This window comes from Candidatus Hydrogenedentota bacterium (assembly GCA_035416745.1).
Taxonomy (GTDB): Bacteria; Hydrogenedentota; Hydrogenedentia; order Hydrogenedentales; family SLHB01; genus UBA2224.
Map to the genome: position 1 here is coordinate 1 of DAOLNV010000044.1, position 24,264 is coordinate 24,264.

Genomic DNA, 24,264 nt, shown 5'->3' on the forward strand with positions numbered 1-24,264 from the left:
GGGAATCCCGGCCGGGAAAGAACAAAAAAATGGAGCGGGATACCGGGTTCGAACCGGCGACATCCAGCTTGGGAAGCTGGCGCTCTACCAACTGAGCTAATCCCGCTCGGACGAGGCGTAGTTTATCACCATCAGTATCCCGTGTCAACGAGTTTCCATCTTTTCCCCTATCCAGGGCCGGGAAAAGGAAATACTCGAAGGATGCGCAGGAACGAGCAGTTCAAAGAGATTCCCCCCGGGTCCTCTACCCTTCCTTGACGGGCAGGACAAAGCTGGAAAGGTGCCGGAGACCACTTCGCGGACAGGCTGCCCGTCACTCGCGGACGAACGCCCCGGCGTTGCGAGCATCAAGCCGCCCATTGCATCAACAAGACCATTGGACTTCATCGCCAAAAGCGATAGAATAGACACGTTTTGATTTGGTCCTTGACAAGGGCCAGGCATTCTGGCACCATACCCGCGGTAGGTGAATTTTTTTTCAGATAAAACCGGGGGGAGGAGTCCGCTATGGCCGCAAAATCGGATGATGACGCACGCAACAAGGCACTCGATATCGCAGTGGCACAACTCGAAAAGCAGTTCGGGCGGGGGACATTACTGCGCCTTGGCGATGATCACTTCGTCCAGAAGGTGCCGGCCATTTCCACAGGGAGTCTCTCGCTGGACATCGCCACGGGCGTCGGCGGATTTCCACGGGGACGCGTCGTCGAGATATTCGGACCTGAAGCCTCCGGGAAAACGACATTGGCATTACACGCAGTAGCAAATGCGCAGAAGCAGAACGGTATTGCCTGCTACATCGATGCTGAACACGCCCTGGACCCCGCGTTCGCACAGAAGATCGGCGTCGATGTTGACAATCTCCTCGTATCCCAGCCCGACACCGCCGAACAGGCCCTCGAGATCTGCGAAGCCTTGGTACGCAGCAATGCGGTCGATATTATCGTAATTGATTCTGTCGCCGCGATGGTCCCCAAGGCCGAGGTCGAGGGCGACATGGGAGACGCCCATGTAGGCCTGCAAGCGCGCCTTATGTCGCAGGCGCTCCGCAAACTCACGGCCGCCATCAGCCGCTCTAAAACCCTGGTCATCTTCATCAACCAGATCCGCATGAAGATCGGCGTCATGTTTGGAAGCCCCGAAACCACTACCGGCGGCCAGGCACTCAAGTTCTACGCCTCCATGCGCGTCGAAATCAGACGTATTTCCTCTGTAAAGGACAAGGAAGAGAGCGTCGGGAACCGTGTACGCGCAAAAGTCGTCAAGAACAAGCTAAGTCCCCCCTTCCGCACCGCCGAGTTCGAGATTCTGTTCGATGAGGGTATTTCGGAAGAAGGCGACGTGCTCGACATGGCCATTGCCGAGAAGCTTATTCAGAAAAGCGGCTCATGGTTCTCGCTCGACGGAGAGAACCTGGGCCAGGGCAGGGAGAACACCCGGATCTTCTTGAAAGACCACCCCGAAATCGTCGAAAAACTCACGAACGAAATCCTGCGGACCAAACAACTCAAGTGGTTCGAAAGCTCCGAAGCCGCTACTACCGAAGAGAAGGCAGAAGTCCCCGATTAAAAGCCGTTCGCAAGAAAAGCCCCCACGGGGCGCCCGTTCCGGGCAATATGCCCGGATATGGCTTCTGGCGTTGCTCGTCCTCAGCGGAGTGCTGGCCGCGGCTACGCTGTTTGTGGAGTACCGCCTTGAAACCGTGCGCCAAATGCTGCTGAAGGCGGCCGAGACGCACCTGGGTATCGCTCTCGAGGCGGATTCCGTTGCCGTAGCGGGTATACGCGGGATTCGCGTGGATGATTTGCGCATCGACTTCGCACCGGAGCGAGGCCCTCTCGCCAGCATTCGGGCGCCCGTGACGTATATCTATATCGACGTCATCGGCCTCCTGTACGGCGAATTGAACATCGATCGCCTTGAGCTCGACCATGCCCAGTTCCTGTTGCGCCGAGTACCAGGAGAAGCCTGGTACAATCCCCAAGACCCTACCTTCATCGCCCCAAAGGGCGGGAAACTTCTATCCGAGGGCACTTTCCGGGTATTGGGGAAGCAGTGCACTCTCCAGGTGGAAAACGTCGTGCGCGACACAACGCTTTCCATCGAGAACCTCGATTTTGATGTCTATCGTCTGCCCCAATCCGAACAGGTCCTCGCCAACGCGTCGGGGACCTTGAACGGCCGAACGGAAAGCCAGCTCGATGCAAATCTGATCTATACGTCGCCTCGGGATTTCGAGCTGAAAGTCGAGTCCAGCCGTCTCACTACGGCCGACGTCAACGTGTTTCTGCCGGCTTCCAAGCAGTTCGTCCAGTCTGGGGCCGCTAAACCCAAAGTGCGCGTCGTGGCATACCCGGACATGACCCTCATGGTCTGGCTGGAATCCGCTTTCGAGAACCTCACTATTCGAGACCACCCCCCATTCCTCGGCCCGGCAACCGGCTCACTCGAAGTACTCGCCTCGTACAACACGGTTTCGAACAAGCTGACCCTCAATTCCGCCTCCGCGGAATCCGCGGAGATTGGCGTGGGGAAACTCTCCGGTTCCATTTCTTTTCAAAAGGAAACCCCGGAATTCGACCTGCGCATCGAGAGTTCGCGCCTGCCCTTGGCGGAAATCCTCGACCTTGCCGTTACCGGACGTTTGCAGGAGCAGGGCAAGCTTGACGTGAAGCTTGCAGAACCCTACCAGATATCACTGGCTCTCACAGGCAACATTGAAGAGCCCCACATCGCCGCCCAAGCCGCCGCCGCAGGTGGAACCTTGGCCTTTGCGCCGCTCGACGAACGCCTTCCTGCGGTCGAAATCGCACTGGACGACATCAAGGGCGCATGGGACTCACAGGACCAAATCGCGCGAGCATCCCTCACCATCGCCGACGGAAAAGTCTCGCAGAAGACGTACGGCGTAGATGTCCAGAACATCTCCGGCCGGGTCAGCCTCGAAGACCGCGCGATTCAGATTCAACCCCTCAATTTCGTGTTCCAAGGCAACCCTATGGTCGGCGGACTGTCCTACAACTTCGCCGATAAGACGGGTTCCGCCTCGCTCAGCGGGACTATCGCCAATCTTGAAGATACGCACCTGGTCAATGCCATACGAGACATCGTCCTCTCCGGCAGCGCCACCCTCAAGGCTTCCGCAGACATCAAACCCGGACGCATGAACGCGGAATTCGCCGTCGAACTTACCCAGGCGCAAGTTGACTACAAATGGTTCTTCCGCAAACCGTTCGGGCTCGGGGTGACCCTGCAGGGAAACGCAGACATCACACCAGGCAAAGAGGTCACCCTCAAAGGGCAAGTCAAGGCGGCCGAAACCCTGTTGGACGCTGATATGCATCTGGCCAAGTCAGGGCGCAAGTGGAGCCTCCAACATTCTTTGACGACAGCGGACAAGGCCGATATCGCCATGGTCGCAAAATGCCTCCGGCTGCCGTACGAGCCTCGCGGGAAAACCCTCGAAAAGGTCTCCTACGATTGGACGCGGGACAAGGTCCAGCCTAACGAGTGGCATGCCCTGCTCGAATGCCGGCTCGACGAGCTGGAGCTGTTGCCCACGGACATCGAGACTCCCCACTTGCTGAAAGATGCGACCCTGCGCCTGGCAGTTACCCGGGGCAGCCCGTCCACGGGCGAGCTCTGGCTCCATGCAGCAGACGCTTCGACCCCGCCCTTCGGCGTAAAGTGGTTTACCCCGCTGAGATGCCCCCCCGAGTTGATAGACCGTTTCCCCTCCGTCCCCCGCGACTGGGTGTTTCATTTGGAGGCGGACCACCTGGTTGCTTCCCCCTGGGAAGGCACGGCGTTTTCCGGAGAAGCCTACTTCACCGAAGCAGAAGTGGGTATCCGCGATTTTCAAGCCAAGGTCGGTCAGGAAGGCCGCGTCAAAGGAAACTATACGCTGTCCCGCGCCCAGAATGCCTATGAGACAAGTTTTGTGTGGGACTCAATCCCGGCCGCGCCCCTTCTGAAACATCTCAAGTTCCCCGAGGTGCTGGATGGCACCGTCAACGGCAACGTCACGTATTCCATGGACCGGGACGACCCCCATACCCTTTCAGGAGAGGGCCGGTTCGATATCAGACAAGGGCGCTTCAACGCCGATTTCATTTTTGCCCAGTTCAAAGACCAGTTGCAGGAAGGCGCCGACATGCTCCCCCCTTCCCTTCAGTTCGACCGCATGACCTCTCAAGTGACCTTCAAGAACGACGTCGTGACAACAAAGAATATCGAACTTTTTGCCCAAGGCATCAAGATAACCGGCGATGGAAGCTACGTTACCCGCGGGGACATGGACTACGACATCAAGCTCGCGATCGCCCCCGATACCGCGGAGCGTATCCCCGCGCTTCGAGACAACTTCACCCTTCAAGGTTACCGGCTGGCCAACCGGGACCTCGAGCTTGAGTTTCACATCCAGGGACCTACGCTGCGGCCAAAGAGCGAACTGGCCAGTCTGCCTTCGCCAAGTATCACCCTGGTCAGCGGCGCACTCGAAACTACGAGCCAAGTGGTTCAAGTTCTCGATTTACCTAGAAAAATCCTCGTGGATGTGTTTAAAATCGGAGCTGGGATCATGGGGGCCCGTAAACCCCCTGAGAACAGTGACCAGTAGTACAGGAAGTCATGGAAATCAAGATTACTAAGAGTTCTCGCGCGTGTTCCGGCTGCGAACGTCCTTTCGAACATGGCGAAGAGATCTTTTCGCGTGTGCGAATCGAGGAACAGTCCTTTGTGCGAGAGGATTTCGATAAGACTCATTGGCAACCCGATAAGGCTCAAGATGCCGTCGCCGCATGGTCTACCACGTACGTCGATCCCAAGATCGAGGCGCAAAAGCCCCCTGAGGTATTCTCGCCGCTGCGCCAGGTCTTCTACGAATCCGCGGAGTCCACGGCACGCGACGATATTGCCATAGCCTATCTGGCGGCGCAGCTGCTCCGCAGACAAAAAGTGTTTCGGCTGATTAAGGAATTTGACAGCGAGGAGGGCGAGGCCCGTGTCGCTCTGTTTGCGGACCGCATCGGGAACCGCTTCATCGAGGTCGGTGATCCCAATCTGAGCTACGAGGAACTCGAAACCGGGCGCCAAGCCCTTTTGAGAAGACTCCAAGAACTGGAATCCGGCACCGGAAAAGACGAAACCGGACCAGGTGAACAGGGCGAGGCAGAAGAAGCCGTATCTGGGGAGAGGGCGGATGAGGCAGCGGGCTAAGGCAGACACGAGAACCGCGGATGACGAACCTGTGATTCAACTGACACGGGGGCAGATGGTGGCGGCCGTCTGTGGGCTGATGATTGGCGCGCTCTTCTTTTACCTGCTTGGCGTGGTGACTTCGCGTCTTGAACCCATGATCAGCGAGAACCAGGCTCAACAGCAAGCGTCACACGTTCTTCCCGCCCCGGATGCGCCCGGCACGCCGTCTCCCGCAACAGGCGGTGAGCGGTCAAGCAGCGTCCGGCCCGAAGGCATCCAGGCCACTCCGCGCACGGATGTCGTTCCTTTGGCCAAGAAAGAATCGCAGCCCGCACAAAGTCTAACCGCCACGCCCCCGCAAGGCCCCAACGCCGACGATAGCCCTCCTTTAAGCCGCGTTCCCGCGCCGGCTGAGACCTCCACGACAACGGCCGCCCAACTCGAAACGGCGAAAGAGCAGAAACCAAAGACGGCATCGAGCGGGCCAAAACCCGTCGAACTAACCCCCAAGCCCCCCACCGAAGCATCCGCGGTCTCCAGCCCCGACAAAACGCAGGACAGACCTGAAACCACCGAGACGGCCAAGGAAACAAGCGCTGAACAGACCCAACCCGTTCCTGCCGGCTCCGAAAAGAAACCCCAAGCTGGGGCGGATTCCGCAGCCAAATCTGAGAAAGAGCCCTCGTTTACGTTGGAAAAGATGGAGGTTCCCCCGGAAACGACCCAGCCCGCCGCCGCTTCCGGAACCGCCGCAGGGCCTTTCTACAGCATCCAGCTGATCGCTTTCTCCAAGGCAAACCGCGCCAAAGCAGAAGCCTATGCGAAAGAAGTCCGGGAGAACGCGGGACTTGATGTAGAATTAGAGTCCTCAACTGACGGAGAATATATACGGGTGTTTGTCGGGAGGTATGCGGACCGGGAATCCGCCCTGAAGGCCTGCCGCGAGTTGCAGAAGCAGGAACGGTTCTCCAAAATATTTGTTCCACAAGAAGCACGGCGGGGTACACAATGAACCACAGTGGCAGGAAGACCAGCGGAAGGGAATCGAGGGAAGCCATGAAAGTGTCGGTCATTGGTCCGGGAGCCATGGGCTGTCTGTTCGCGGCGCGGCTTGCAAACGGCAACGTGCAGACGACGCTGGTCGACTATAAACCCGATCGCGCCAACCGTCTGAATGAGTCGGGTATCCGTGTCGAATCGGACTCACGCTCCATCAGCGCGAAACCGGTCGTGTCCACATCCGTACCCGATGACCAGGATCTGGTCATCGTATTCGTCAAATCGCATGTCACCCGTACCCTGAGCATCCCCCCAAACGTGCCCATTTTGACGCTGCAGAACGGTCTTGGAAATACGGAGACCTTGTGTTCGGCCGTAGGCAGCGCCAACATCCTCGCGGGAGTCACTCACGAAGCCGCCGTGCTCACCAACGAAGGCCAGGTCACACACACCGCCTCCGCAAAGACCATATTTGGCTCATGGACGTCGTGCCCCACACAGTCCGCTGAAAACGCCTTGAATGCTGCAGGGTTCCACTTTGAGGTCACCACCGCGCCGGGGCAGACACTTTGGGAAAAGGTGTCCGCCTCGAACGCCATAAACCCGCTGACCGCGCTTCTCAATGTTCAAAACGGCGCGTTGCTCGAGATTACGGAAGTGCGCCAACTCATGCGCGACCTGGTTGTAGAAAGCGTGAAAGTGGCATCCACGGAGGGATACCGGTTTCCTTACAGCCTCGTTGAAGAGACCGAAGAATCGTGCCGCAAGTTTCCTCACAGCGTCTCCCCCATGCTTCAGGATATCCGCGCCAGAAAACGGACTGAAATCGAAAGCCTGAGCGGGGAGATACTCCGCCGCGCCCAAATTGCGGCGTTGCCGGTTCCCCGCACACGCGTTATCTACCAACTCCTCCGGGGCATGGAATCGCGTTGAACCACGACGGGTTGACGTACCATAGCCCCTGCACTTTTACGCGCAGGCAGCAGGTGATCCTGGCGGTCAGCTCTCCCCTGATCGCCGGAGCATTCAAAGCGGCGTGCGCAACCTGCCGTCAGGAACGGCGTGACCGTGATCGTTTCAACACCTGCCTCGAGACCGCGCAGCACGTCATACTCGCCATCTGGCATGAAACCCTCGGTTTGGCTGCGTGGCATTTTCGCAACACGGGCTACCACACCCTCACCAGCTATAGCTTCGACGGCGAACTGGCGGCGCGGATAGTCCGCCATTTCGGGCTGTATGCGTTGCGCGGGTCGTCTTCACGAGGGGGCAGCGAGGCTCTGAGACAACTGGAGCGAGCAACCGCCGTCGTGCCTGCCGTAGGGTTCACACTGGATGGACCCAAAGGCCCCCGCAGAATCGCGAAGCCCGGCATCGCAGTGCTTGCTATGCGAACCGGCCTGCCTGTCGTCCCCGTCGCGCTAGCCGCAACACGGTGTTGGCGCATGCATTCGTGGGACAAGTTGATCATCCCGAAACCATTCGCCCGGCTGGTATCCGTCTACGGGGAGCCGATCTACCCCCCTCCGCAAGAGACGGCGGCGGCCATCGAAAGTCTACGAACCGAGGTCGAGAGCGCGCTTAACCGGCTGCACGAATCACTCGAAGAAGAGCTGAGCGAATAGGCTACGCCAGCACGTCTCCTTCCGCAACCGTTATATGGCGCGCCCGCAACTGCCCGCATGCCGCGTTGATGTCTCCCCCACGCTCTTTTCTGAGCGTTGCGTTCATTCCCCCCTCCTCGAGTATCCGAAGGAACGCCTCGCATGTTTCCGGCGGCGAGGGCTCGTAAGGCAGTTCTTCCACACGGTTGTACGGGATCAGATTCACGAAAGCCTTGAGCCCCCGGGTCAACTCGAGCAGTTGACGGGCATTGAGAGCCGAATCATTCACTCCGCGGATGAGCGTCCACTCGAAGGTGACCTGGCGGCCCGTTCTCTCGCCATATCCGCGCACGGCCTCGAGCAGGCGAGCCAGTGGGTACTTGCGATTCAAAGGAACCAGCTTCGAGCGCAACGCATCGTTGGCAGCATGCAAGGAAATGCTCAGCCGCACTTGCCATTTCTCGCCCGCAAACCGCTCGATGCCCGGAACATCGCCTGCGGTCGACACCGTGACCTTTCGCGCGCCGATGTTGAGTCCATCCTTGCGCATGAACATGCGGATAGCCTTCAGCGTGGCGTCGTAGTTCAGGAACGGTTCGCCCATGCCCATAAAGACAATGTTCGGCGTCCGCTCTTGCAGGTCACGGTCGCCCAACAAATGCAGCGCCTGTTCAACGATCTCTCCCGCACTGAGGTTGCGTTTGAATCCAGACAGCCCTGTTGCGCAGAACGCGCAACGCAGCGGGCAACCCACCTGAGTGGACAGGCACAGCGTGAGGCGTTCCCCCTCGGGAATAGCAACCGCCTCCACGGCCTCTCCGTCGCAAAGACCGAAAAGGGATTTCCGAGTTGCTTCCCTTTCGCGTGAACTCAATACCTCGATGGGATGAATTTGAGGAAGAACCACGCCAGCACGAAGCTCTTCGCGCATCGTCTTGGAAAGGTCGGTCATCGCATTGAAGTCAAAAACTTGTTTGGCATGTATCCAACGAAAGATCTGCCGCGCGTGATACACCTTTATTTCCAGACGCTCGGCGATTTCTTCCGGTAGAAAATCCGTTATTGCGATACTCACTTCATCTCCTCTGGTTGCGCCAGGAAATCCGCCGTGGTGAGGCCGGGATTGATGGCAACCTTCGACCCCTCAAGAGAAAACCGCAGTGTCAAACCTTCCTGCGGAAACGCGGCGGCAAACGCCACAGGCGCCCGGACGCCGCCCACCTCGAGATATTCCTGCCACTCCACCCGCGCCAAAACCGCTCCACGCTTATCGAGCAACTCGCTCTCCCGCAGTTTCCAATCGGGGCCCTCGAGCGTCACCCGGCGCAATAAACCGAATCTCTTGTTCACGAGCAGCGTCAGGCGCCGGCCGTCTACGGTTTCCTCGACGTTCGCGACCTTAACCTCGCGACCGCCAAGCTTGCCCCATTCCTCGGGACGCATCAGCTCGCGGGCGATCGAATCCGCCCCGGCCCGCCCCAGCATCTCCGACACATCAAGAGCAGTCTCTGGAATGGCCACCTCCAGTGTGCCGTCCACCGCTACGAGACGAAGCACCTGACCGCTCAAACCTGTCGAGTCAAAGCCGCGAACGGCTACATCGCGCGGCGCGCGGTACAGAAGCGTCACATTGAACTTGCGCTTGCCCATCACATCCTGAGACGCTGCGATACAGGTGCCTTGACCGCGCAGGCTTCCCAGCATGTCCTGCGCTCGAGCCAGCGCATCGAGAGCCTGTCGCGCCTCCGCATCCACCGGCGCCGCCCCGCGCCACAGCAGTCTGCCCGGAGCATGAGCACACCCAGCAAACAGCGCCAGCACAAACGGCGTCAGAAAAAACAACCGTGCGCGCCGCAATCTATTCTCCCTCGTCATGCTCACTTCTCAGCAAACCCGCTTTCCATCCCTCGGACACATGGGTGACATCCTGCTATCCCACAAACATCGAAATCCTTGAAACCGCTTCCTTTATATGCTAAACTCCGTTTCCTGCGTGTGCAGCCGGATTATATCATCCGAAAACAGACTGGCAAAGCACACGTAAATGAGACGGTGAATACGCAGCGCGGCGCAATGTTCGCAGCGGGCTTTCGTGCCCGGCCAAGCAGACGCGCCGCGGGATAGAGTCAAGGGAGAACGGCATGTCGCATGTATGTGATTACAGTGGAAAACGCCCGCAAGTTGGCAAACGCGTCGTTCGCCGCGGAAAAGCCAAGCGCGAGGGAGGTATCGGACAAAACGTTACCGGCATCTCGAAACGGCGGTGGAAACCCAATCTGCAGAAGATCCGCATCGTCGATGAAAACGGCCGGGTGCGCACCGTTCGCGTATGTGCGCGCTACATCAAAGCCGGAAAGTTCACGAAATATGTGAAGACCAGGCCCCAGAACGCGGGCAAGTAACCCTTCCAAACTCGATTTCTTCGCCGGACCCCCAAGATGTCCGGCGATTCTCTTTTCAGGAGCCGGGGATGGCCTCAAGACGTATTTCGCGCGCCACAACTTGCTCGGCGGAAAGCCGGAAACCGGTGTACGGCGCCCAGGTCAGATGCCGGTAGAGTGGTCCGACTTCTCCCGTATAAGGCGCATGAAGCTTGAGTACACCGGGCATCTCGCGCAACACTTCTACCTCGCCGATACCCGGAACGCCTTTCAGGCGCTCCATGATCGCGCTCTTGGAATCAGCGTCTAAAGGTCCCCTGATCACCACCAAGACCCCCGTTCCGAGCCCGCCTTGAGCAACGGCTAACACGCTCAGCGGCACGACCTCCCCCTGCACCTTCGCGCAGGCATCGTTCAACGCCGTCTGGGCGCCGCGCTCGATTTCGCCACTCAACACCTTAGCCTCAGACCTTAACGTGTAGGCGCCTTCTCCCGCCCCAACAATGCGTAACTCCAACTCGGCGCGATGCTCCAACAAATTGGAACCGGCCGCCGCGAAGTCCGAGTGAATGTAGGCACGGCCGACGACCGCGGCATCGGCGGCGTTCTCGCGCAGAAGAAGCCGTATCGCCGTATCATCCGTCAACTGGGTCAATAACATGTCTTCATCTTCATCCAGGACGGCGTCGATTCCCCTGACGTCATTGAGGCCGCCTTCACGCAACGCCCGGACCACCCACGCTCCCGCAATCCCATCCCGCTTGAGTCTCAATTGCGTGTCCCCAATCCCTCTCTCCGCGACAAGAACAAGAAAGCGCGCCTGCGCGGCAAGTCGTGGAAACAGCGTTGAAGCGGCCGCTTGGCGTATTGCCGCCTCATCAAGGCTGACGCGGAGGGTAACGACTGTCACCCCTTCATCCACTTGGGTATCGACTCGGTTAAACGAGCGCACGAACCGCCTTGGCGTCTCAAGAAGCTCGTGAAAAACCGACAGGTCGCCATCGGGAACATACTGCTCGAGGTACTCGCCCATGGCCGCCAGCAACCCGTTTTCGTCTGCCTCTCGAACAGCCGCTGCGTCCGTACCTTGGGCCGTTCCCTCAACGCGAAGCGTCACAACTCCCGAAGCACTCTCCCCCGCATAGCAGGCCGAGCCCCAAACGAGCATGATACTCATAATAACGAAACGTGGGACCGACGGCGCTGCCAGTAGAAACTGCATCCAAATTCGGGCAACCGGCGTACTGACCCCACCGCCAGGATGCCTTATCAGGACCTTGTGGGAGCACATTGCGTGCGTATGGGCCATTATGCACCCCGCAGACGTGGCTAAGACGTCGTATCTGCTATTGCCACGGGAATGATCAGGCTTGTTTTGGAGCTTCACGCCGTTGCGCAGGCGCCCGCATGACGCACCCGCCGTTAAAGATTGCGCCTTCTTCAATGACCAGACGCCGGGCACGTATATCGCCCGTCAGTTTCCCGGAAGACACCAAACGCAAGACGCCCCCAGTCGAGACGTTGCCGAAGACTTGCCCTGCAAGAATAATGCGTTTGCCGGCCATAGTGTCCGCATTCAGGCGGCCCGAAGTGCCCAACTCCAGTTCCTCGGTGCACTCCATCCGCCCCTCGACCAGGCCGTCCACACGGCACGAAGTCGCCCGCACATTGCCCGAAACCAGCGCGCTCGCGCCCAGATACAACCGCCCTTCGACCGTCACGTCCCCCTCGACGCGCCCAGATATCTCCGTTTCGGAGCCGCTCGTCATCGAACCATCGATAATAACGCCTTCCGGGATGATCATGCGCTGCGGTTTCACCGACTTCGCCCGGCGAATCGCCAAGTCGTCCGCGGTAACATGAGGATCGTCCCCGGCTTCCTCGACCGGCGAGCGCTCCCGCGTTCCCCGGCTCGACGTCAGCGCTTCCTGAAAGGCCTGATTCACGCGCCCGAAAAGCCCTCCGCGCGATTTTCCTGCTTCCGCCAGCTCTTCATAGGTGTCCGGCTTGCCCGCCTCGTCAAGGGGATTCATGCTGTGTTGCGATGTGTCCTTCACGGGCTTGTATCCTTCTGTTGAGCGGTTAGAAATACCCCAAGCGGCTTGCCAGGTCAGCAATGCACTGCGAAACCTTCAGCTTCGGATAGCTGACCACCAGCGGCGTGCCTGAGTTTATCGTCTCCGACACCCGATTATCAAAAACCATGTACCCCAGATTCTCGGGCTCGATCATGAGATGCTGACGGCTGTGCTTCGACAGAATATTCGCTGCGATCTGCGCTTCATAGGCGTTGCGCGCGCGGTTCACGACGATCTTGGGCTTCATGGCCCGCGCCAGCGCAACCAGCTCACGGCAAATCGCCTCGCGTGTTTCCCCATCAAACAGGGCAGATGTTCTGACACACTCGACAAACTCTCGAAAACTCTCGAGACGCTTCAATAGGTGCGCCACCTCCGGACTCTCGTAGAAGCGCTCTACCCGCCGGAACAACGACGCCCGCAAAAACTTGAAAGCGTTGTCAATACTGGTCTTTTCCGGCGTGATGACGAGAATTCCATTGGTTTCCGTCATCAGGAAAAAATCAAGTGTGTTCAGGTGTGCCCCTGCATCCAAATCCACAACAATCAAATCCGCTTGCAGGGCCTTAAGTTCCCTGATCAGAGCAACTTTCTGCTGGTATTTCGGGTTCGCGACATCCAGCAGCCCCGTAGTGCCCGGAATTATTGTCAGATTCTCATACTGCGTGTCGCAGACGATACAGCGAAGATCTTTGCCGCCCCGCTGATAGAAAAAGTCATCCAGTTTGCGCTCGGACCGCGTCCCAAGAACGGTTTCCACGTTCGAGCAACTCAAATCGGCGTCCACAATGGTCACCCGCCAACCGCGACGGGCGACCTCCACCGCAAGATTCGCGGCAAGGCAGGTCTTACCGACTCCCCCTTTACCTCCGCCGACCACCAGAATCTCAGGAGCTTCACGCTGTGGACGCGAAACTGCTTGTTCCTGAATGAGCTGCACCGTATCTCCTTGAGAAAAACCTCGAATACCACAGCATATAGGACAAAGAGAATTGAAAGTACCATAATCCAGACTGACCCGTCAATCAGCTACATCAGCTACATCACCCGTATCATCTGCATGGGGCTTATCCACAGCCCGGATGGCGCGTGACATCCCTGAATCACCGCGAATTTCACCCCGTGCAGCCGTACAGGTCGGCCGGCATTCTCTTCATCTGCATGAGGTCGTTTTTCTTCGTGCCGCCCGGCTTCTCCGTTACTTGGTCCGAAGCGGCTGTCATGCTAAAATGCCCCGAAGAGACAGGTATGTTGACGTGTGCGGCGCGACAAAACGCCGTTGGGCTATTCGCGGCGTTCCCATTTGCGCACGTGATGTGGGCGTACGTTCCGCTCGCAAGAGACGCCCATCAGCCACCAAAGACAGAAAAAGGAAATACCGCATGGTTTCGCCCTTTCCCGATTGGATTAAGCGTCAATGGGCTTCCGGAGATAATGCGGAATACACCAAGTCCATCGTATCGGAGCTTGGGCTTCACACCGTGTGCCAGAGCGCTCGCTGCCCCAACCAAGGCGAATGCTGGAAGCGGCACGTAGCCACGTTCATGGTTCTCGGCAAAGTATGTACCCGCGATTGCGCCTTCTGCTCGGTGAAGAGCGGCCGGCCCGAAGCGGTCGACCCTGCCGAACCGCAACGCGTCGCCGAGGCTGTCCGGAGACTGGGCGTCAAGCATGCCGTCGTCACCTCTGTAACGCGCGACGACCTGCCTGACGGAGGCGCAAGCCACTTTGCATGCACCGTCAACGCCATTCGCGCATCGAATCCCAAGACGGCCATCGAGGTGCTTGTCCCCGATTTCCGGGGCGACAAGATGGCCATTCAGACCGTCCTTGCTTCGTCTCCCGAAGTGTTCGGACATAACATTGAGACGGTCGAGCGGCTCTATGACGCCTTGCGGAGCCCGAGGGCCAGCTACCGTCAAGCGCTTGGGGTACTGGCTGCGGCATCCGCCCAAGGTTCTTCGAGCATCATCAAATCCGCCCTGATGGTGGGGCACGGCGAGAGTCCCGGCGAAGTTCGCCGCACGCTGCTGGATCTGCTCGGCGTGGGCTGTGAGGCTGTCGCTATCGGCCAGTATCTGCGCCCCAGCTCACGACAGCGCCGTGTTGCCGCGTTCGTCCCGCGCGAACAGTTCGAGGAATATGAGACCGCCGCATACGAACTCGGCTTCAAATTCGTGGCGGCCGGGCCCTTTGTCCGCAGTTCGTACCGCTCGGACGAACTGCTGCGGCGCCTGAGACCTGTTGAATCAAGTTGTTGAGGCCCTTGCCGTTGGAGAAAGGAGAAACGCCGCATGGCATACGAAGTGACGCTGCCTTCCTTGGGAGAAGACGCCTCCGATACTGCAACCGTCTCGCAATGGCTGGTCGCTGAAGGCGCCATGGTCGAAGAGGGAGACGACCTGGTTGAAATGACGACTGACAAGGCCGCCTTCAATGTTCCCAGCCCTGTTTCCGGCACGGTGACTGAAATCCGAGCCCACGAAGATGAGGACGTAGCAGTGGGCGATGTCCTCTGCATCATCGAGTAAGCGGTCTGCAGACCGCTCTTTCAACCCGCCACGTGCTTCAGGTATTTGGCGAAATGACGGAAAATGCAGAAACCCGCTGGGGAATTTTCAGCACCCGGGTCGGCCATCCGAGCGCCGAGTGATGGGTTTGTCTACGCTAAGTGCATGATTTACAGTCTTCAAGTCATAAGATTTCGGGCATATCGCCCTGAAAATGAGCGTGAGTTGATTGGCACGAGGTTTGCACCTCTCCTGTACAGACGCAGGGGGGCGGGAAATGTGCGCAAAACACGCTGCAGTGTTTGCGCATGTTTCCCTATTTACTAAGGAGGACATTCCATGACGCGATTGCCTATTAACTTTCGAACAGCGCTGCTGTTGGCATCCCTGGTTCTCGTCGTGGTATCCACGTCGGGGTGTCTCAACGAAGGCAAAGCACAACTCACCACCGTCTTCACAGGGGACGGCACGGCACTGGCAAACAAGATTCTCAGCGTTATGAAGGCGGAAGTACCCGTCGAAGACATCGAGAGTCTCACCGTCACGGTCACCCGCATCGTGCTGGACAGGGGCGCCAACGAAGCGGAAGACGGCGAGGACGTTGAGGAGCCTGCCGAAGAAGCGGAAGAGGAATCGACCGAGAAGGACGATAACGCGGAGCAGGTAGAAGTCTTCTCCGGCGAGATGCGCGTCAACATTCTCGATCTTACCGGCGTATCCCAATTGGTCTCTCTGCAAGAGGTGCCGGCTGGTCATTACAGCAAGATCCGCTTGGAGATCGCGGATCCCGAACTGGTGCTCAAAGCCGAGCCCGAGACGGTGTATACCAACATCCATCTCACAGCCAACGACCGGCTTTTCATCACCACGGACTTCGATCTCGAAGATGGGACGAACCGGGTGCTCGTCCTCGATTTCGGCGGCATTCATCTGGTGCCGCTGGGCAACGGCGATTACAACTTGACGCCTCAACTGAGAGCCAGCCTGGAGATCCTGTCGGTCGAGAACACGTTCGTCCAAGGCGTGATAAACGCCATCGACTACGATGCCAACACTCTCGTGCTTGGCGTCGAGGGTGGTGAGATAGCCGTGACGTACGCGGAGGATACCGAGATCTTCTTGTCCACGGACGACGCGGAAACTCCAACAGGCGCCGAGACCGACCTGCTTGCCGGCATCGAAGTCATCTGTTACGGCGAACTCTATTCCGACAACACGATGACCGCGGCCCGTATCGAGCTTGTACCGGAGCAAACGGAAGAACTGGAGCCCCCTGCCGAGGAATAGGCTCAGGTGGAAGCATACCCGTACACCGCGTCAGCAGGACCCCGTAAGGGAACATGACATTGGTGAGAGCGGCCCGGAGGTGCGACAAGGTGTCTACCTGCGGGCCGCTCATTGTGTTGTGAGGCATTCCCGCCGCCCCCCCTTGCGGACCGAGCCCCGAGGCAGCGTCAAGCGGCCTCCACGGCGTTGTCAAGAGAGTCCAGCGCGTAGGACCTCATAAGGTGCAAGGTTCTACTCATACAGACAAAACCTTGTCTTCGTATGGGCCTATGGTGTAATGTTAGAAGCATACAAGTACAATCACAGGAGGAAAACGCTAATCTGGATGCGCCCGGCGGTCCCGGGTTCGCGACGGAAAGCAAGGGCCCACGTTACACGTCCGTGGCCACCGGCCTCCGCCTGTAGATATGCTCAAACACGGCGGCGAACGCCTATGGGGGTAAGCGACTTGCCAGCGCAGTGTCCAATCCCGAAGGGGATTAGTTGCATAAACGATTCAGGGCAAGGGGACAAAGGCGGCGGCCTTCCCCGCGGAGCGGCATGATGCCAAAGCGTATCCTCGTGGTCAACAACGAGAACGTGTCCCGGTTGTCGCTTTGCGAACGTCTCAACCAGGAGGGTTACGCCTGTGTCTGCGCCGAAAACGGAGCCCAAGCCATGCAGCAGCTCAAAGAGCAGCCCCCCGACCTCGCTATCCTGGACCTGCAGTTCCCTGACATCGACGGGCTGGAACTCCTGGAATGGCTGCGCGCCGCATCGCCTGATTTGCCCGCAATCATGATCACCGCATGCTCGAGTGTCGACACCGCGGTAAGGGCGATGAAGCTGGGGGCATACGATTACATCGCCAAACCCTTCGACATGAGCCAGCTCGTTAATTCGGTGAACAATATCCTGCGCAGTGAAGGCGCGAGCACATCCGCGAGAGAGACCCACAAGTTCGGCTTGCAGAATCTCATTGGAAACAGCCCCATCATGCGCGAGATCAGGCTTGTCGCCCGCAAACTCGCCGACACCGATGCCACGACGATCCTGCTCCTGGGAGAAACGGGCACGGGGAAAGATATGCTCGCCCTGGCCATCCACTATGATTCCGCCAGGGTTGATAAGCCCTTCATGAATATCACCTGCACCGCCCTGCCCGATTCGCTGCTGGACTCCGAACTTTTCGGATACGAAGAAGGCGCGTTTACCGGCGCGCGAAAACAGAAAAAGGGCCTCTTTGAACTGGCAGACGGGGGCACGGTCCTGCTCGACGAGATCGGCGACATGCCCGCCGAACTCCAAGGCAAACTCCTCCGCGTCATCGAAGAAAAGGCCTTTAAGCGCATTGGCGGCACCAAGGACGTCAGCGTGAACGTGCGCATCGTCGCCGCAACAAACCGCGACCTCGAGAAGGCCATCGCCAACCGCACGTTCCGCGAGGACCTGTACTACCGGCTCAGCATAATCCCCTTGCTCCTTCCTCCGCTTCGCGAGCGCCGCGAGGACATCCCCGCGCTGGCAAACCACTTCCTCAACATGGCCTGCGAAGAACATGGCCGCCCCTTGAAGACACTTACAGCCCAAGCTCTCGAACGCCTTACCGGCCTGGATTGGCCCGGAAACATACGGCAGCTCCGCAACGTCATCGAGCGGACCGCCCTCCTCTGCAATGAGCAAGAGGTCGATGCCTGCGACCTGCAGCTCGGGTCTCATCCCGGACCCGAACGGCCCGAGCGCCGTAGATATGCCGTGCAGTTGCCCGAGGAAGGATGCGATATCGAAGACATCGAAGAGCAACTCCTCCAGCAGGCCCTCGAACGCACGAGATGGAATCAGACCAGAGCCGCCAGGCTGCTCCATATGTCACGGGACCAAATCCGGTACAAAATGGCCAAATACCGCCTCAAGAAACCCGGTTTGGGTAGAACATGAATACGACAAACCGTTGTCACTTCAAGTGGGTGAAATTCCGCGCTACTGTCAGGAATTCTGCACACCCCGGACGGGCAAAATCTCCCCAAGGTATTGACTTTCTGACGTAACATATTCATTATCAGTGTGTTGAGGGGAATCGACACGATGAGGCACCAAATGGCATGTATTTTGCTGTTGCCCAAGTGATGAAATGTGGGCGTATCGCTCAACAACAGGGATACCACTATGAAGTCTAAAACAAGGCTGGAAAGACTGCCAAGACCCCCGGCAGACGCAGGCATGACCCTATTCGAGGTCATGATCGCGGCAGGAGTCACGTTGGTGGCCATTGTGGTTGCCATGGGGTCGATCGTCAGTATCGCCACGACGAGCACGGTCTCTGAGACGCAAGTCATGGCCACCAACATTGCCTCCAGCGTCTTGGAGCAGGTCCGGACGCTGTCTCTGGACGACCTTGCGGCCTTTGTGCCTCCGGCCGATTTAACGCGCAGAGATGGAACCGCAATACAGATAACGTGTTATGACAACGGCGGCAACGCCCATCAGACCCCCTTTGACCCGGACACGGTAGGCGCGACCTTCCCGAACCCGTTGCCGGTGGAAGTAACGGTTACATGGCGGGATGACCAAGGACGAACCTACTCCAAGAGTTCGAGTGTCCTGGTGAGGAGATAGACATGAACAATCGTGGCTTCACCCTGCTCGAACTAATGGTATCGATCGCGGTTCTTACGCTCGTGACGGGCGCCCTTTATGCCGCCTCGATGACGCTCACCCATGCCGCCACGTCACAAGAGGCCAAGACAACCACCATCGACAACGCGAAGACCGGCATGTTGTTGATGATTCGCGACATACGCCAGGGAGATTCCGCCAGTGTCGACTGGGGGTCGTTGCCCGGCCCGGTTCTCGCCTACCGTGCAGCTACCGACCTCGACGGGAACGGCACCGCGGTAGACATCGGCGTCGAACTTGAATTGGGACCCACCCGCACCCTGACCAGGGACATCAACGATCTGAACGGCGACGGCGTAACCGACACCCAGCTCGTGTTGGTGGAGGCCGGACAGGCCCGCGTCATTACCAATGGACTGCTTCCCGACGAGGACGCCAACCAAAACGATGTTCTGGATGCGGGCGAAGACGCCAACGGAAACGGTGTCCTCGACCACGGACTTTGGTTTGAACAGGCAGGAACAGCCGTACGCGTCACGCTTCAAGCCGAGGAGGCGACAATGCCTCAGGGCCGGCTGGTGCACACAAGCCTGTCTGAGAACGTTGTGCCTCGAAATTGAACCCGTGAACATGCGAATGACAGAGAATCGCGCATTGAACAAACACTTCCAAAAACAGGACAGCCGCTGAGGAAGGCCCGGCGCCGCGGCGCAGGTCCCTCGCGCCTGTACAGGTGGGAGGCGTGAATATGAGACTGCCGAAACGCTCGAAACGGGAGGGCATCGCCCTCCTCACCGCGACGATCTTTCTGGCGCTGGCGATGCTAATCCTCGCGTACATGACCTCGCGTGTGGTCACCCAGAACTCGCAAGTGAACCGCTATGTCCAGTTCAAGGACTGTTTCCAGGGCCTGGAATCCGCGTACGCAGCGAGCGTGGTCGACCTCGAACTCGGCAACGACGGCATGATCGGGCTCGGAACATGGGACCCGTACAGCGAAGGTCCGTTTACACTGCCCACCTTCGATGCGGACGACATCGCGCCCGTACAGGTCCCCAATATGCCCGGCGTGCAGTTCATGGCCGCCGTCGAGGACTGGGATAACGACGGCATCGACAATAACGGCGACGGTATTGTTGACGGTATTGAGGAGAATAGGGTCTACACGCTCCATCTCTTGGCCAACAACGCCGGTGTTCAACGCCGAGCCGAGGTCGTGGTCAAGGCCACCGACGTGAACGTCTGGCGTAACGCCATCTTCGGAGGCACCGGCCAGTCCGGCGGCCTCATCAACGGCAACGTCAGCATACACGGGTCGGTGCACCTTCTCGGCACCGACATCCTGCCTGGCGGGCTCGCCGTGGCTGCCATAGACCTGAGCGGCACGAGCTTGATTCACAACAACTATGGGTCCCTCATAGCGGACCTCCGAAACCGCGTGCCCGCGCTGCCGCAGCGTACCTGGAACGGAGAAACCATCGAGACCCTTAACGCCAAACTGCGGGTGAAAAACGGCCTCGTCGGCATGTCGGGCAATTCCGAGATCGGCGAACCCGACGTGTTCGGCAATGCGTACAAAGAGACCATGGACGGCACCTATGTCAACGACGGATGGACGGGCAACAGTGTCGTCATCGACGGTGGCCGCGGCGATCCTACGGCCGTATTCAGTGACAACGGATGGGACGACACATACGAACTGGGCGACAAGGTGACCCTGCCACTCTTTTCCAGCGACTGGCGCGACCCCATTACGGGCTCGACAGTGCTGAATCCCAATACGGGCGTCAATTACACGCACGCGGAATACTTTGCTACAATCTCGAGCACACCCTATACCGGCAACATCGTAATCAACGCCAAGACAACCAACTTCTATTACAACGCAACCCGGCCAGGAGACACCAACCCCGCAAACCGCCAACCCACGGACGACTACATATTGTTCAATTGTGCCACGAACCTGCTCCAGATCAATGGCCAAGTCCAAATAAATGGAAACCTCTCCTTCACGGGACAAGGCAATGACAAATCGATTAACTACACCGGACGGGCGGCCCTCCTGGTGCATGGCGACGTGAGCATCGAAACCGATCTGCTCGCCGTAAACGCCAACGGCACGACCGTCGGCAGCTTTCCCGCGGCGAATTGCCTCGGCCTCATGGCCTCCAATAACATGGATGTCGGCATGACCTCTCAGTTGAAAATCATGGGCGGGTTCTATGCCCAGAACCGGGTCAGGAGCCAGAAGCAGACCATTGTCATGGGGACGTTCGTCTCCAATTACTTCGACATGGGAACCAACGTACCCGATATCTACCAGGTGCCCGCGCTTGCGGATAACCTCCCGTATGGTATGATTGGCGCGTATCCGATACTGACGTTCTTGCAGGTGTCATGGAGAGAACTGGGCACGGATGTATGAGCAAGGAAGAACTCCTCCAAGGCTTACGAAAAAACTGGTACCTCATCGCGGCCCTTGCCGTGTTTGCCGCACTGGCCGCGGTGAAACTCCTCATGGGTTCCAGTGAGACTCCTTCGCAAACACCCGGCAACGTCGCAACCACCGGGACCGTAACCAAGCTTCCGTCGGCACAGGAAAGCCTCAACGCTCTTCAATCCGCCACAAAGCCTGACGAACAGGCAAAGGCGCGCACCCAGATCGAAGAATACCAGCAGAAGCTCAAAGCCGAGCCCGGCGCCGAAGATACTCCCGCCTACCTCATGGCCATGGGAAACCTCTATCGGCAGAAATTGGGGGATTACGCAAAAGCCGCGAGCTGTTACGAGCGGATCATTATGGAATTCCCGGATTCAGCCGACCGCCGCCAGGCCTTCCTGCAGCTCGAGGCCTGCTACCTGACCCAAAAAGACCGCACGGGACTCAAATGGCTTTACAACAGAATGGTCGAAGAATTCCCTGAAGACGCGCAAGAACACTTGTACGCAAAGGAGAAACTCGACGAGCTCTAGTACCGCCAAGGGTATCCTCCAGTCTCTTTTCCGCAAGCACTATCAAGCCTTCGCATTGAACTCAACCCGCTCTTTTCGGTAGTCTATTGACAATATGTACGCATCGCAACGGCGCGACGTTCCTATTTCCTTCTCTCTTTCCGGGACACCCAACAGCCCGTTGCAGCGGAGGGGAAACGAGGTCCGGCCAAGACTGCGGCTGGAAGCATGAGTGAAGAAAGGGTAGTCAAGATGCCCATAGGCGTGGGAGTGATCGGCGCAGGAGTTGTAGGGGGCGGCGTAATTCAAACCCTGCTGACTCATCGTCACGTTATCAAGACGCGCAGCGGCGTGGACCTCGCCCTGGCTCATGTCGCCGAATTGGACCCGGCACGCCTGGCGGAATTGGGTCTCACCGGGGTAACAGTAAGCAATGATGCCGCCCGACTCATCCAGGACCCGAACGTTCAGATTGTATGCGAACTCATTGGCGGCCTGGAACCGGCCCGAACCTTCATTCTCGATGCCTTGAAAGCCGGCAAACACGTCGTGACAGCCAACAAGATGCTGCTCGCTCATCACGCGCCTGAGTTGTGCAAAGCCGCCATCGACAACCGCGCGGGGCTGCACTATGAAGCGTCGGTTGCCGGCGGGATCCCAATTATCCGCTCGATCCGGGAAGGTCTCGCCGCCGACCGGATCAAGGCCATATTTGGCATTCTGAACGGCACCTGCAACTATATCCTGAGCCGCATGACCGAAGACGGGCACGAGTTCGAGCAAGCTCTCAGCCAGGCTACCGCGCTGGGTTTCGCCGAGACCCCGCCGGACCTCGACATCGCGGGCCACGACACGGCTCACAAGTGCCAGATCCTCACGTCGCTCTGCTTCACGACGGAAGTGGACTACGACGCGCTTTACGTCGAAGGCATCACGAAGATCACCCACGCGGACGTCGCATACGCTCACGATATGGGCTACGCCATCAAACTGTTGGCCATCATTCAAGACCGGGAAGACGGCATCGAGGCGCGAGTTCATCCCACTCTGGTGCCCCATTGGCACCAACTGGCCGCCGTGCGCAACGAATTCAACGCCGTCTACGTCGAGAGCGATGTTGCCGATGCGACACTCTATTACGGCAGAGGGGCCGGCCGGTTCCCCACGGCCAGCGCGGTCCTCGCGGACGCTATCGATGCCGCGCGGGGCATGGGCGCCGCTCCTGCTCCCCCGTTCGTGTATGCGAAAAGGCGGCCCGTGCTTGATATCGGCGCCGTTGTGTCGCGTTACTACCTTCGCTTGACCACGCTCGATAAGCCCGGGGTTCTGGGCAAGGTATGCACCATTCTGGGCAATTACGGCGTGAGCATCGCCTCGTTCATCCAGCAGGAGGTGCGCGGCGACAAGCCCGTGCCCGTCGTGCTTATGACCCATGAAACCCGTGAGTGCGATCTGCGGAAGGCCTTGGTGGAGATCGACCAACTCGACTTCATCCGCGAACCCACTCACGTCATCCGCGTCTTGCAGGAGTAGACCATGCTTATCGAAGGCGTCATCAATCGTTACCGCCAGTATCTTCCCGTGACGCGGCATACCCGCGTCATCACGCTTAACGAAGGGTCGACGCCCTTGATTCACGCATTGAACCTCAGCGCGGCAATACACCCGCGTCTCGAAATATATCTCAAGTACGAAGGGCTCAATCCCACAGGCTCTTTTAAGGACCGTGGAATGACCATGGCCATCACCAAAGCCCTTGAGGAGGGTTTCCAGGCAGTCATTTGCGCTTCGACGGGCAACACTTCCGCGTCGGCTGCGGCTTACGCCAGCCGCGCAAGGATGCGCTGCGCCGTCATTATCCCTGAGGGAAAGATCGCTCTTGGAAAACTTTCGCAGGCCATGATTCACGGCGCCAAAGTGATTCAGATACGCGGCAATTTCGACGATGCCTTGCGCTTGGTGCGCACCATCACCGAACATCATCCCATTGCTCTTGTCAACTCCATCAACCCGTACCGGATCGAGGGCCAGAAGACCGGCGCGTTCGAGATCGTGGACGACTTTGACGGCGCCGCCCCCGATTTCCATGTTTTGCCCGTCGGCAACGCCGGCAATATCACGGCCTATTGGAAAGGCTACAAGGAATATCATGCGGCAGGGAAATCGCAGAATCTTCCCCGCATGCTGGGGTTCCAGGCAGCGGGCGCGGCGCCCATCGTTCTCGGCCACCCCGTCGAGCAACCCCAAACCTTCGCTACCGCTATCCGTATCGGCAATCCCGCGAGCTGGAAAACCGCCGAGGCGGCCCGCGACGAATCACACGGCGTCATCGATATGGTCACAGACGACGAGATCCGCGCCGCGTACAAGAAATTGGCCTCGCTCGAAGGCATCTTCGCCGAACCGGCCAGCGCCGCCACCATCGCCGGCGTTATCAAGTACGCCGAAAAGGGATACTTCGACCATTTCACCCCCTTCCGGGGGGAGAAACTGCGTCTCGTGTGCATTCTTACCGGACACGGGCTAAAAGACCCCGACAGCGCGATCAAGGCGGCCGAAGAACCCACGACCATCGATGCCGAAGAAGATTCCGTGCTCGATGCAATGCAGCTGGAGACTCGAAAACCAGTTGAGGTGTGACGGCGGCGCCCGGCGGCCC

22 protein-coding genes and 1 tRNA gene are annotated in these 24,264 nt (G+C 58.6%); 17 read left to right on the forward strand and 6 right to left on the reverse strand.

Features of this window, described 5'->3' with window-relative positions; genetic code table 11:
* Positions 1–30: 30 nt before the first annotated feature.
* Positions 31–106: transfer RNA gene (locus PLJ71_13535), tRNA-Gly, on the reverse strand.
* A gap of 401 nt (positions 107–507) precedes the next feature.
* On the opposite strand from PLJ71_13535, the gene recA reads away from it, so the two are divergent.
* The 6 genes from recA to PLJ71_13565 all read left to right on the forward strand — a co-directional run bounded on the left by recA (position 508) and on the right by PLJ71_13565 (position 7,823).
* Positions 508–1,569, forward strand: a complete 1,062-nt coding sequence (gene recA, locus PLJ71_13540) for a recombinase RecA (protein HQM49705.1) — start codon at positions 508–510, stop codon at positions 1,567–1,569.
* Between the two features lie 70 nt (positions 1,570–1,639).
* Positions 1,640–4,618 carry an AsmA-like C-terminal region-containing protein gene (locus PLJ71_13545; GenBank protein HQM49706.1) on the forward strand — a complete coding sequence of 993 codons (2,979 nt, stop codon included), beginning with the start codon at positions 1,640–1,642 and terminating at the stop codon, positions 4,616–4,618.
* Between the two features lie 11 nt (positions 4,619–4,629).
* Entirely contained in the window at positions 4,630–5,217 is a 588-nt protein-coding gene (locus PLJ71_13550) for a hypothetical protein (GenBank protein HQM49707.1), read from the forward strand.
* The gene (locus tag PLJ71_13555) at positions 5,201–6,211 is read left to right on the forward strand and encodes an SPOR domain-containing protein (protein ID HQM49708.1); all 1,011 of its coding nucleotides are present in this window, start codon (positions 5,201–5,203) and stop codon (positions 6,209–6,211) included. The genes PLJ71_13550 and PLJ71_13555 overlap by 17 nt, the downstream gene beginning before the upstream one ends.
* A gap of 44 nt (positions 6,212–6,255) precedes the next feature.
* On the forward strand, positions 6,256–7,131 hold the full coding sequence (locus PLJ71_13560) for a 2-dehydropantoate 2-reductase (GenBank protein ID HQM49709.1): 876 nt from the start codon (positions 6,256–6,258) through the stop codon (positions 7,129–7,131).
* Positions 7,128–7,823 carry a lysophospholipid acyltransferase family protein gene (locus PLJ71_13565; GenBank protein ID HQM49710.1) on the forward strand — a complete coding sequence of 232 codons (696 nt, stop codon included), beginning with the start codon at positions 7,128–7,130 and terminating at the stop codon, positions 7,821–7,823. Before PLJ71_13560 ends, PLJ71_13565 begins: the two co-directional genes overlap by 4 nt.
* 1 nt (position 7,824) lies before the next feature.
* Here the strand turns inward: PLJ71_13565 and rlmN are convergent, their stop codons facing one another.
* Complete coding sequence (rlmN, locus tag PLJ71_13570) at positions 7,825–8,877, reverse strand: 23S rRNA (adenine(2503)-C(2))-methyltransferase RlmN (protein HQM49711.1); 1,053 nt, start codon at positions 8,875–8,877, stop codon at positions 7,825–7,827.
* Positions 8,874–9,677, reverse strand: coding sequence for a hypothetical protein (locus tag PLJ71_13575; protein ID HQM49712.1), 804 nt, complete (start codon positions 9,675–9,677; stop codon positions 8,874–8,876). The genes rlmN and PLJ71_13575 overlap by 4 nt, the downstream gene beginning before the upstream one ends.
* 266 nt (positions 9,678–9,943) lie before the next feature.
* Between PLJ71_13575 and rpmB the strand changes: the two genes are divergently transcribed.
* Positions 9,944–10,204 (forward strand): 50S ribosomal protein L28, encoded by a 261-nt coding sequence (gene rpmB / locus PLJ71_13580; GenBank protein ID HQM49713.1) that lies wholly within the window; start codon positions 9,944–9,946, stop codon positions 10,202–10,204.
* A 55-nt stretch (positions 10,205–10,259) separates the two neighbouring features.
* On the opposite strand, the gene PLJ71_13585 is transcribed toward rpmB, so the two are convergent.
* From PLJ71_13585 to PLJ71_13595, 3 genes are all read right to left on the reverse strand, one after another.
* Positions 10,260–11,300 carry a hypothetical protein gene (locus PLJ71_13585; protein ID HQM49714.1) on the reverse strand — a complete coding sequence of 347 codons (1,041 nt, stop codon included), beginning with the start codon at positions 11,298–11,300 and terminating at the stop codon, positions 10,260–10,262.
* Between the two features lie 247 nt (positions 11,301–11,547).
* A complete protein-coding gene (locus PLJ71_13590; protein HQM49715.1) occupies positions 11,548–12,240 on the reverse strand; it encodes a polymer-forming cytoskeletal protein in 693 nt (230 codons plus the stop codon).
* Positions 12,241–12,265: 25 nt separating this feature from the next.
* Positions 12,266–13,201: a P-loop NTPase gene (locus tag PLJ71_13595; protein HQM49716.1), complete on the reverse strand. Its 936-nt coding sequence runs from the start codon at positions 13,199–13,201 to the stop codon at positions 12,266–12,268.
* A gap of 289 nt (positions 13,202–13,490) precedes the next feature.
* Between PLJ71_13595 and lipA the strand changes: the two genes are divergently transcribed.
* The 10 genes from lipA to thrC all read left to right on the forward strand — a co-directional run bounded on the left by lipA (position 13,491) and on the right by thrC (position 24,245).
* Positions 13,491–14,522 carry a lipoyl synthase gene (lipA, locus tag PLJ71_13600; protein HQM49717.1) on the forward strand — a complete coding sequence of 344 codons (1,032 nt, stop codon included), beginning with the start codon at positions 13,491–13,493 and terminating at the stop codon, positions 14,520–14,522.
* 33 nt (positions 14,523–14,555) lie between these two features.
* The gene (locus tag PLJ71_13605; protein HQM49718.1) at positions 14,556–14,792 is read left to right on the forward strand and encodes a hypothetical protein; all 237 of its coding nucleotides are present in this window, start codon (positions 14,556–14,558) and stop codon (positions 14,790–14,792) included.
* Positions 14,793–15,110: 318 nt separating this feature from the next.
* Entirely contained in the window at positions 15,111–16,058 is a 948-nt protein-coding gene (locus tag PLJ71_13610; protein ID HQM49719.1) for a DUF4382 domain-containing protein, read from the forward strand.
* Between the two features lie 540 nt (positions 16,059–16,598).
* Entirely contained in the window at positions 16,599–17,975 is a 1,377-nt protein-coding gene (locus PLJ71_13615; GenBank protein ID HQM49720.1) for a sigma-54 dependent transcriptional regulator, read from the forward strand.
* A 228-nt stretch (positions 17,976–18,203) separates the two neighbouring features.
* Positions 18,204–18,653, forward strand: a complete 450-nt coding sequence (locus tag PLJ71_13620; protein HQM49721.1) for a hypothetical protein — start codon at positions 18,204–18,206, stop codon at positions 18,651–18,653.
* A 2-nt stretch (positions 18,654–18,655) separates the two neighbouring features.
* Positions 18,656–19,273, forward strand: coding sequence for a prepilin-type N-terminal cleavage/methylation domain-containing protein (locus PLJ71_13625; protein ID HQM49722.1), 618 nt, complete (start codon positions 18,656–18,658; stop codon positions 19,271–19,273).
* A 128-nt stretch (positions 19,274–19,401) separates the two neighbouring features.
* The gene (locus tag PLJ71_13630; GenBank protein ID HQM49723.1) at positions 19,402–21,078 is read left to right on the forward strand and encodes a hypothetical protein; all 1,677 of its coding nucleotides are present in this window, start codon (positions 19,402–19,404) and stop codon (positions 21,076–21,078) included.
* Positions 21,075–21,626, forward strand: a complete 552-nt coding sequence (locus PLJ71_13635; GenBank protein HQM49724.1) for a hypothetical protein — start codon at positions 21,075–21,077, stop codon at positions 21,624–21,626. The genes PLJ71_13630 and PLJ71_13635 overlap by 4 nt, the downstream gene beginning before the upstream one ends.
* Positions 21,627–21,833: 207 nt before the next feature.
* Positions 21,834–23,138 (forward strand): homoserine dehydrogenase, encoded by a 1,305-nt coding sequence (locus PLJ71_13640; GenBank protein ID HQM49725.1) that lies wholly within the window; start codon positions 21,834–21,836, stop codon positions 23,136–23,138.
* Positions 23,139–23,141: 3 nt separating this feature from the next.
* Positions 23,142–24,245, forward strand: a complete 1,104-nt coding sequence (gene thrC / locus PLJ71_13645) for a threonine synthase (GenBank protein ID HQM49726.1) — start codon at positions 23,142–23,144, stop codon at positions 24,243–24,245.
* Positions 24,246–24,264: the final 19 nt, after the last annotated feature.

Bases quoted from the DNA above. Each gene is read 5' to 3' on its own strand.
- PLJ71_13605 (HQM49718.1), top strand. From the start codon at position 14,556: ATGGCATACGAAGTGACGCTGCCTTCCTTGGGAGAAGACGCCTCCGAT.
- recA (HQM49705.1), top strand. From the start codon at position 508: ATGGCCGCAAAATCGGATGATGACGCACGCAACAAGGCACTCGATATC.
- PLJ71_13555 (HQM49708.1), top strand. From the start codon at position 5,201: ATGAGGCAGCGGGCTAAGGCAGACACGAGAACCGCGGATGACGAACCT.
- PLJ71_13575 (HQM49712.1), bottom strand. From the start codon at position 9,677: ATGACGAGGGAGAATAGATTGCGGCGCGCACGGTTGTTTTTTCTGACG.
- PLJ71_13615 (HQM49720.1), top strand. From the start codon at position 16,599: ATGATGCCAAAGCGTATCCTCGTGGTCAACAACGAGAACGTGTCCCGG.
- PLJ71_13640 (HQM49725.1), top strand. From the start codon at position 21,834: ATGAGTGAAGAAAGGGTAGTCAAGATGCCCATAGGCGTGGGAGTGATC.
- PLJ71_13610 (HQM49719.1), top strand. From the start codon at position 15,111: ATGACGCGATTGCCTATTAACTTTCGAACAGCGCTGCTGTTGGCATCC.
- lipA (HQM49717.1), top strand. From the start codon at position 13,491: ATGCCCCGAAGAGACAGGTATGTTGACGTGTGCGGCGCGACAAAACGC.
- PLJ71_13630 (HQM49723.1), top strand. From the start codon at position 19,402: ATGAGACTGCCGAAACGCTCGAAACGGGAGGGCATCGCCCTCCTCACC.
- PLJ71_13550 (HQM49707.1), top strand. From the start codon at position 4,630: ATGGAAATCAAGATTACTAAGAGTTCTCGCGCGTGTTCCGGCTGCGAA.
- PLJ71_13560 (HQM49709.1), top strand. From the start codon at position 6,256: ATGAAAGTGTCGGTCATTGGTCCGGGAGCCATGGGCTGTCTGTTCGCG.
- PLJ71_13625 (HQM49722.1), top strand. From the start codon at position 18,656: ATGAACAATCGTGGCTTCACCCTGCTCGAACTAATGGTATCGATCGCG.
- PLJ71_13635 (HQM49724.1), top strand. From the start codon at position 21,075: ATGAGCAAGGAAGAACTCCTCCAAGGCTTACGAAAAAACTGGTACCTC.
- rpmB (HQM49713.1), top strand. From the start codon at position 9,944: ATGTCGCATGTATGTGATTACAGTGGAAAACGCCCGCAAGTTGGCAAA.
- thrC (HQM49726.1), top strand. From the start codon at position 23,142: ATGCTTATCGAAGGCGTCATCAATCGTTACCGCCAGTATCTTCCCGTG.
- PLJ71_13620 (HQM49721.1), top strand. From the start codon at position 18,204: ATGAAGTCTAAAACAAGGCTGGAAAGACTGCCAAGACCCCCGGCAGAC.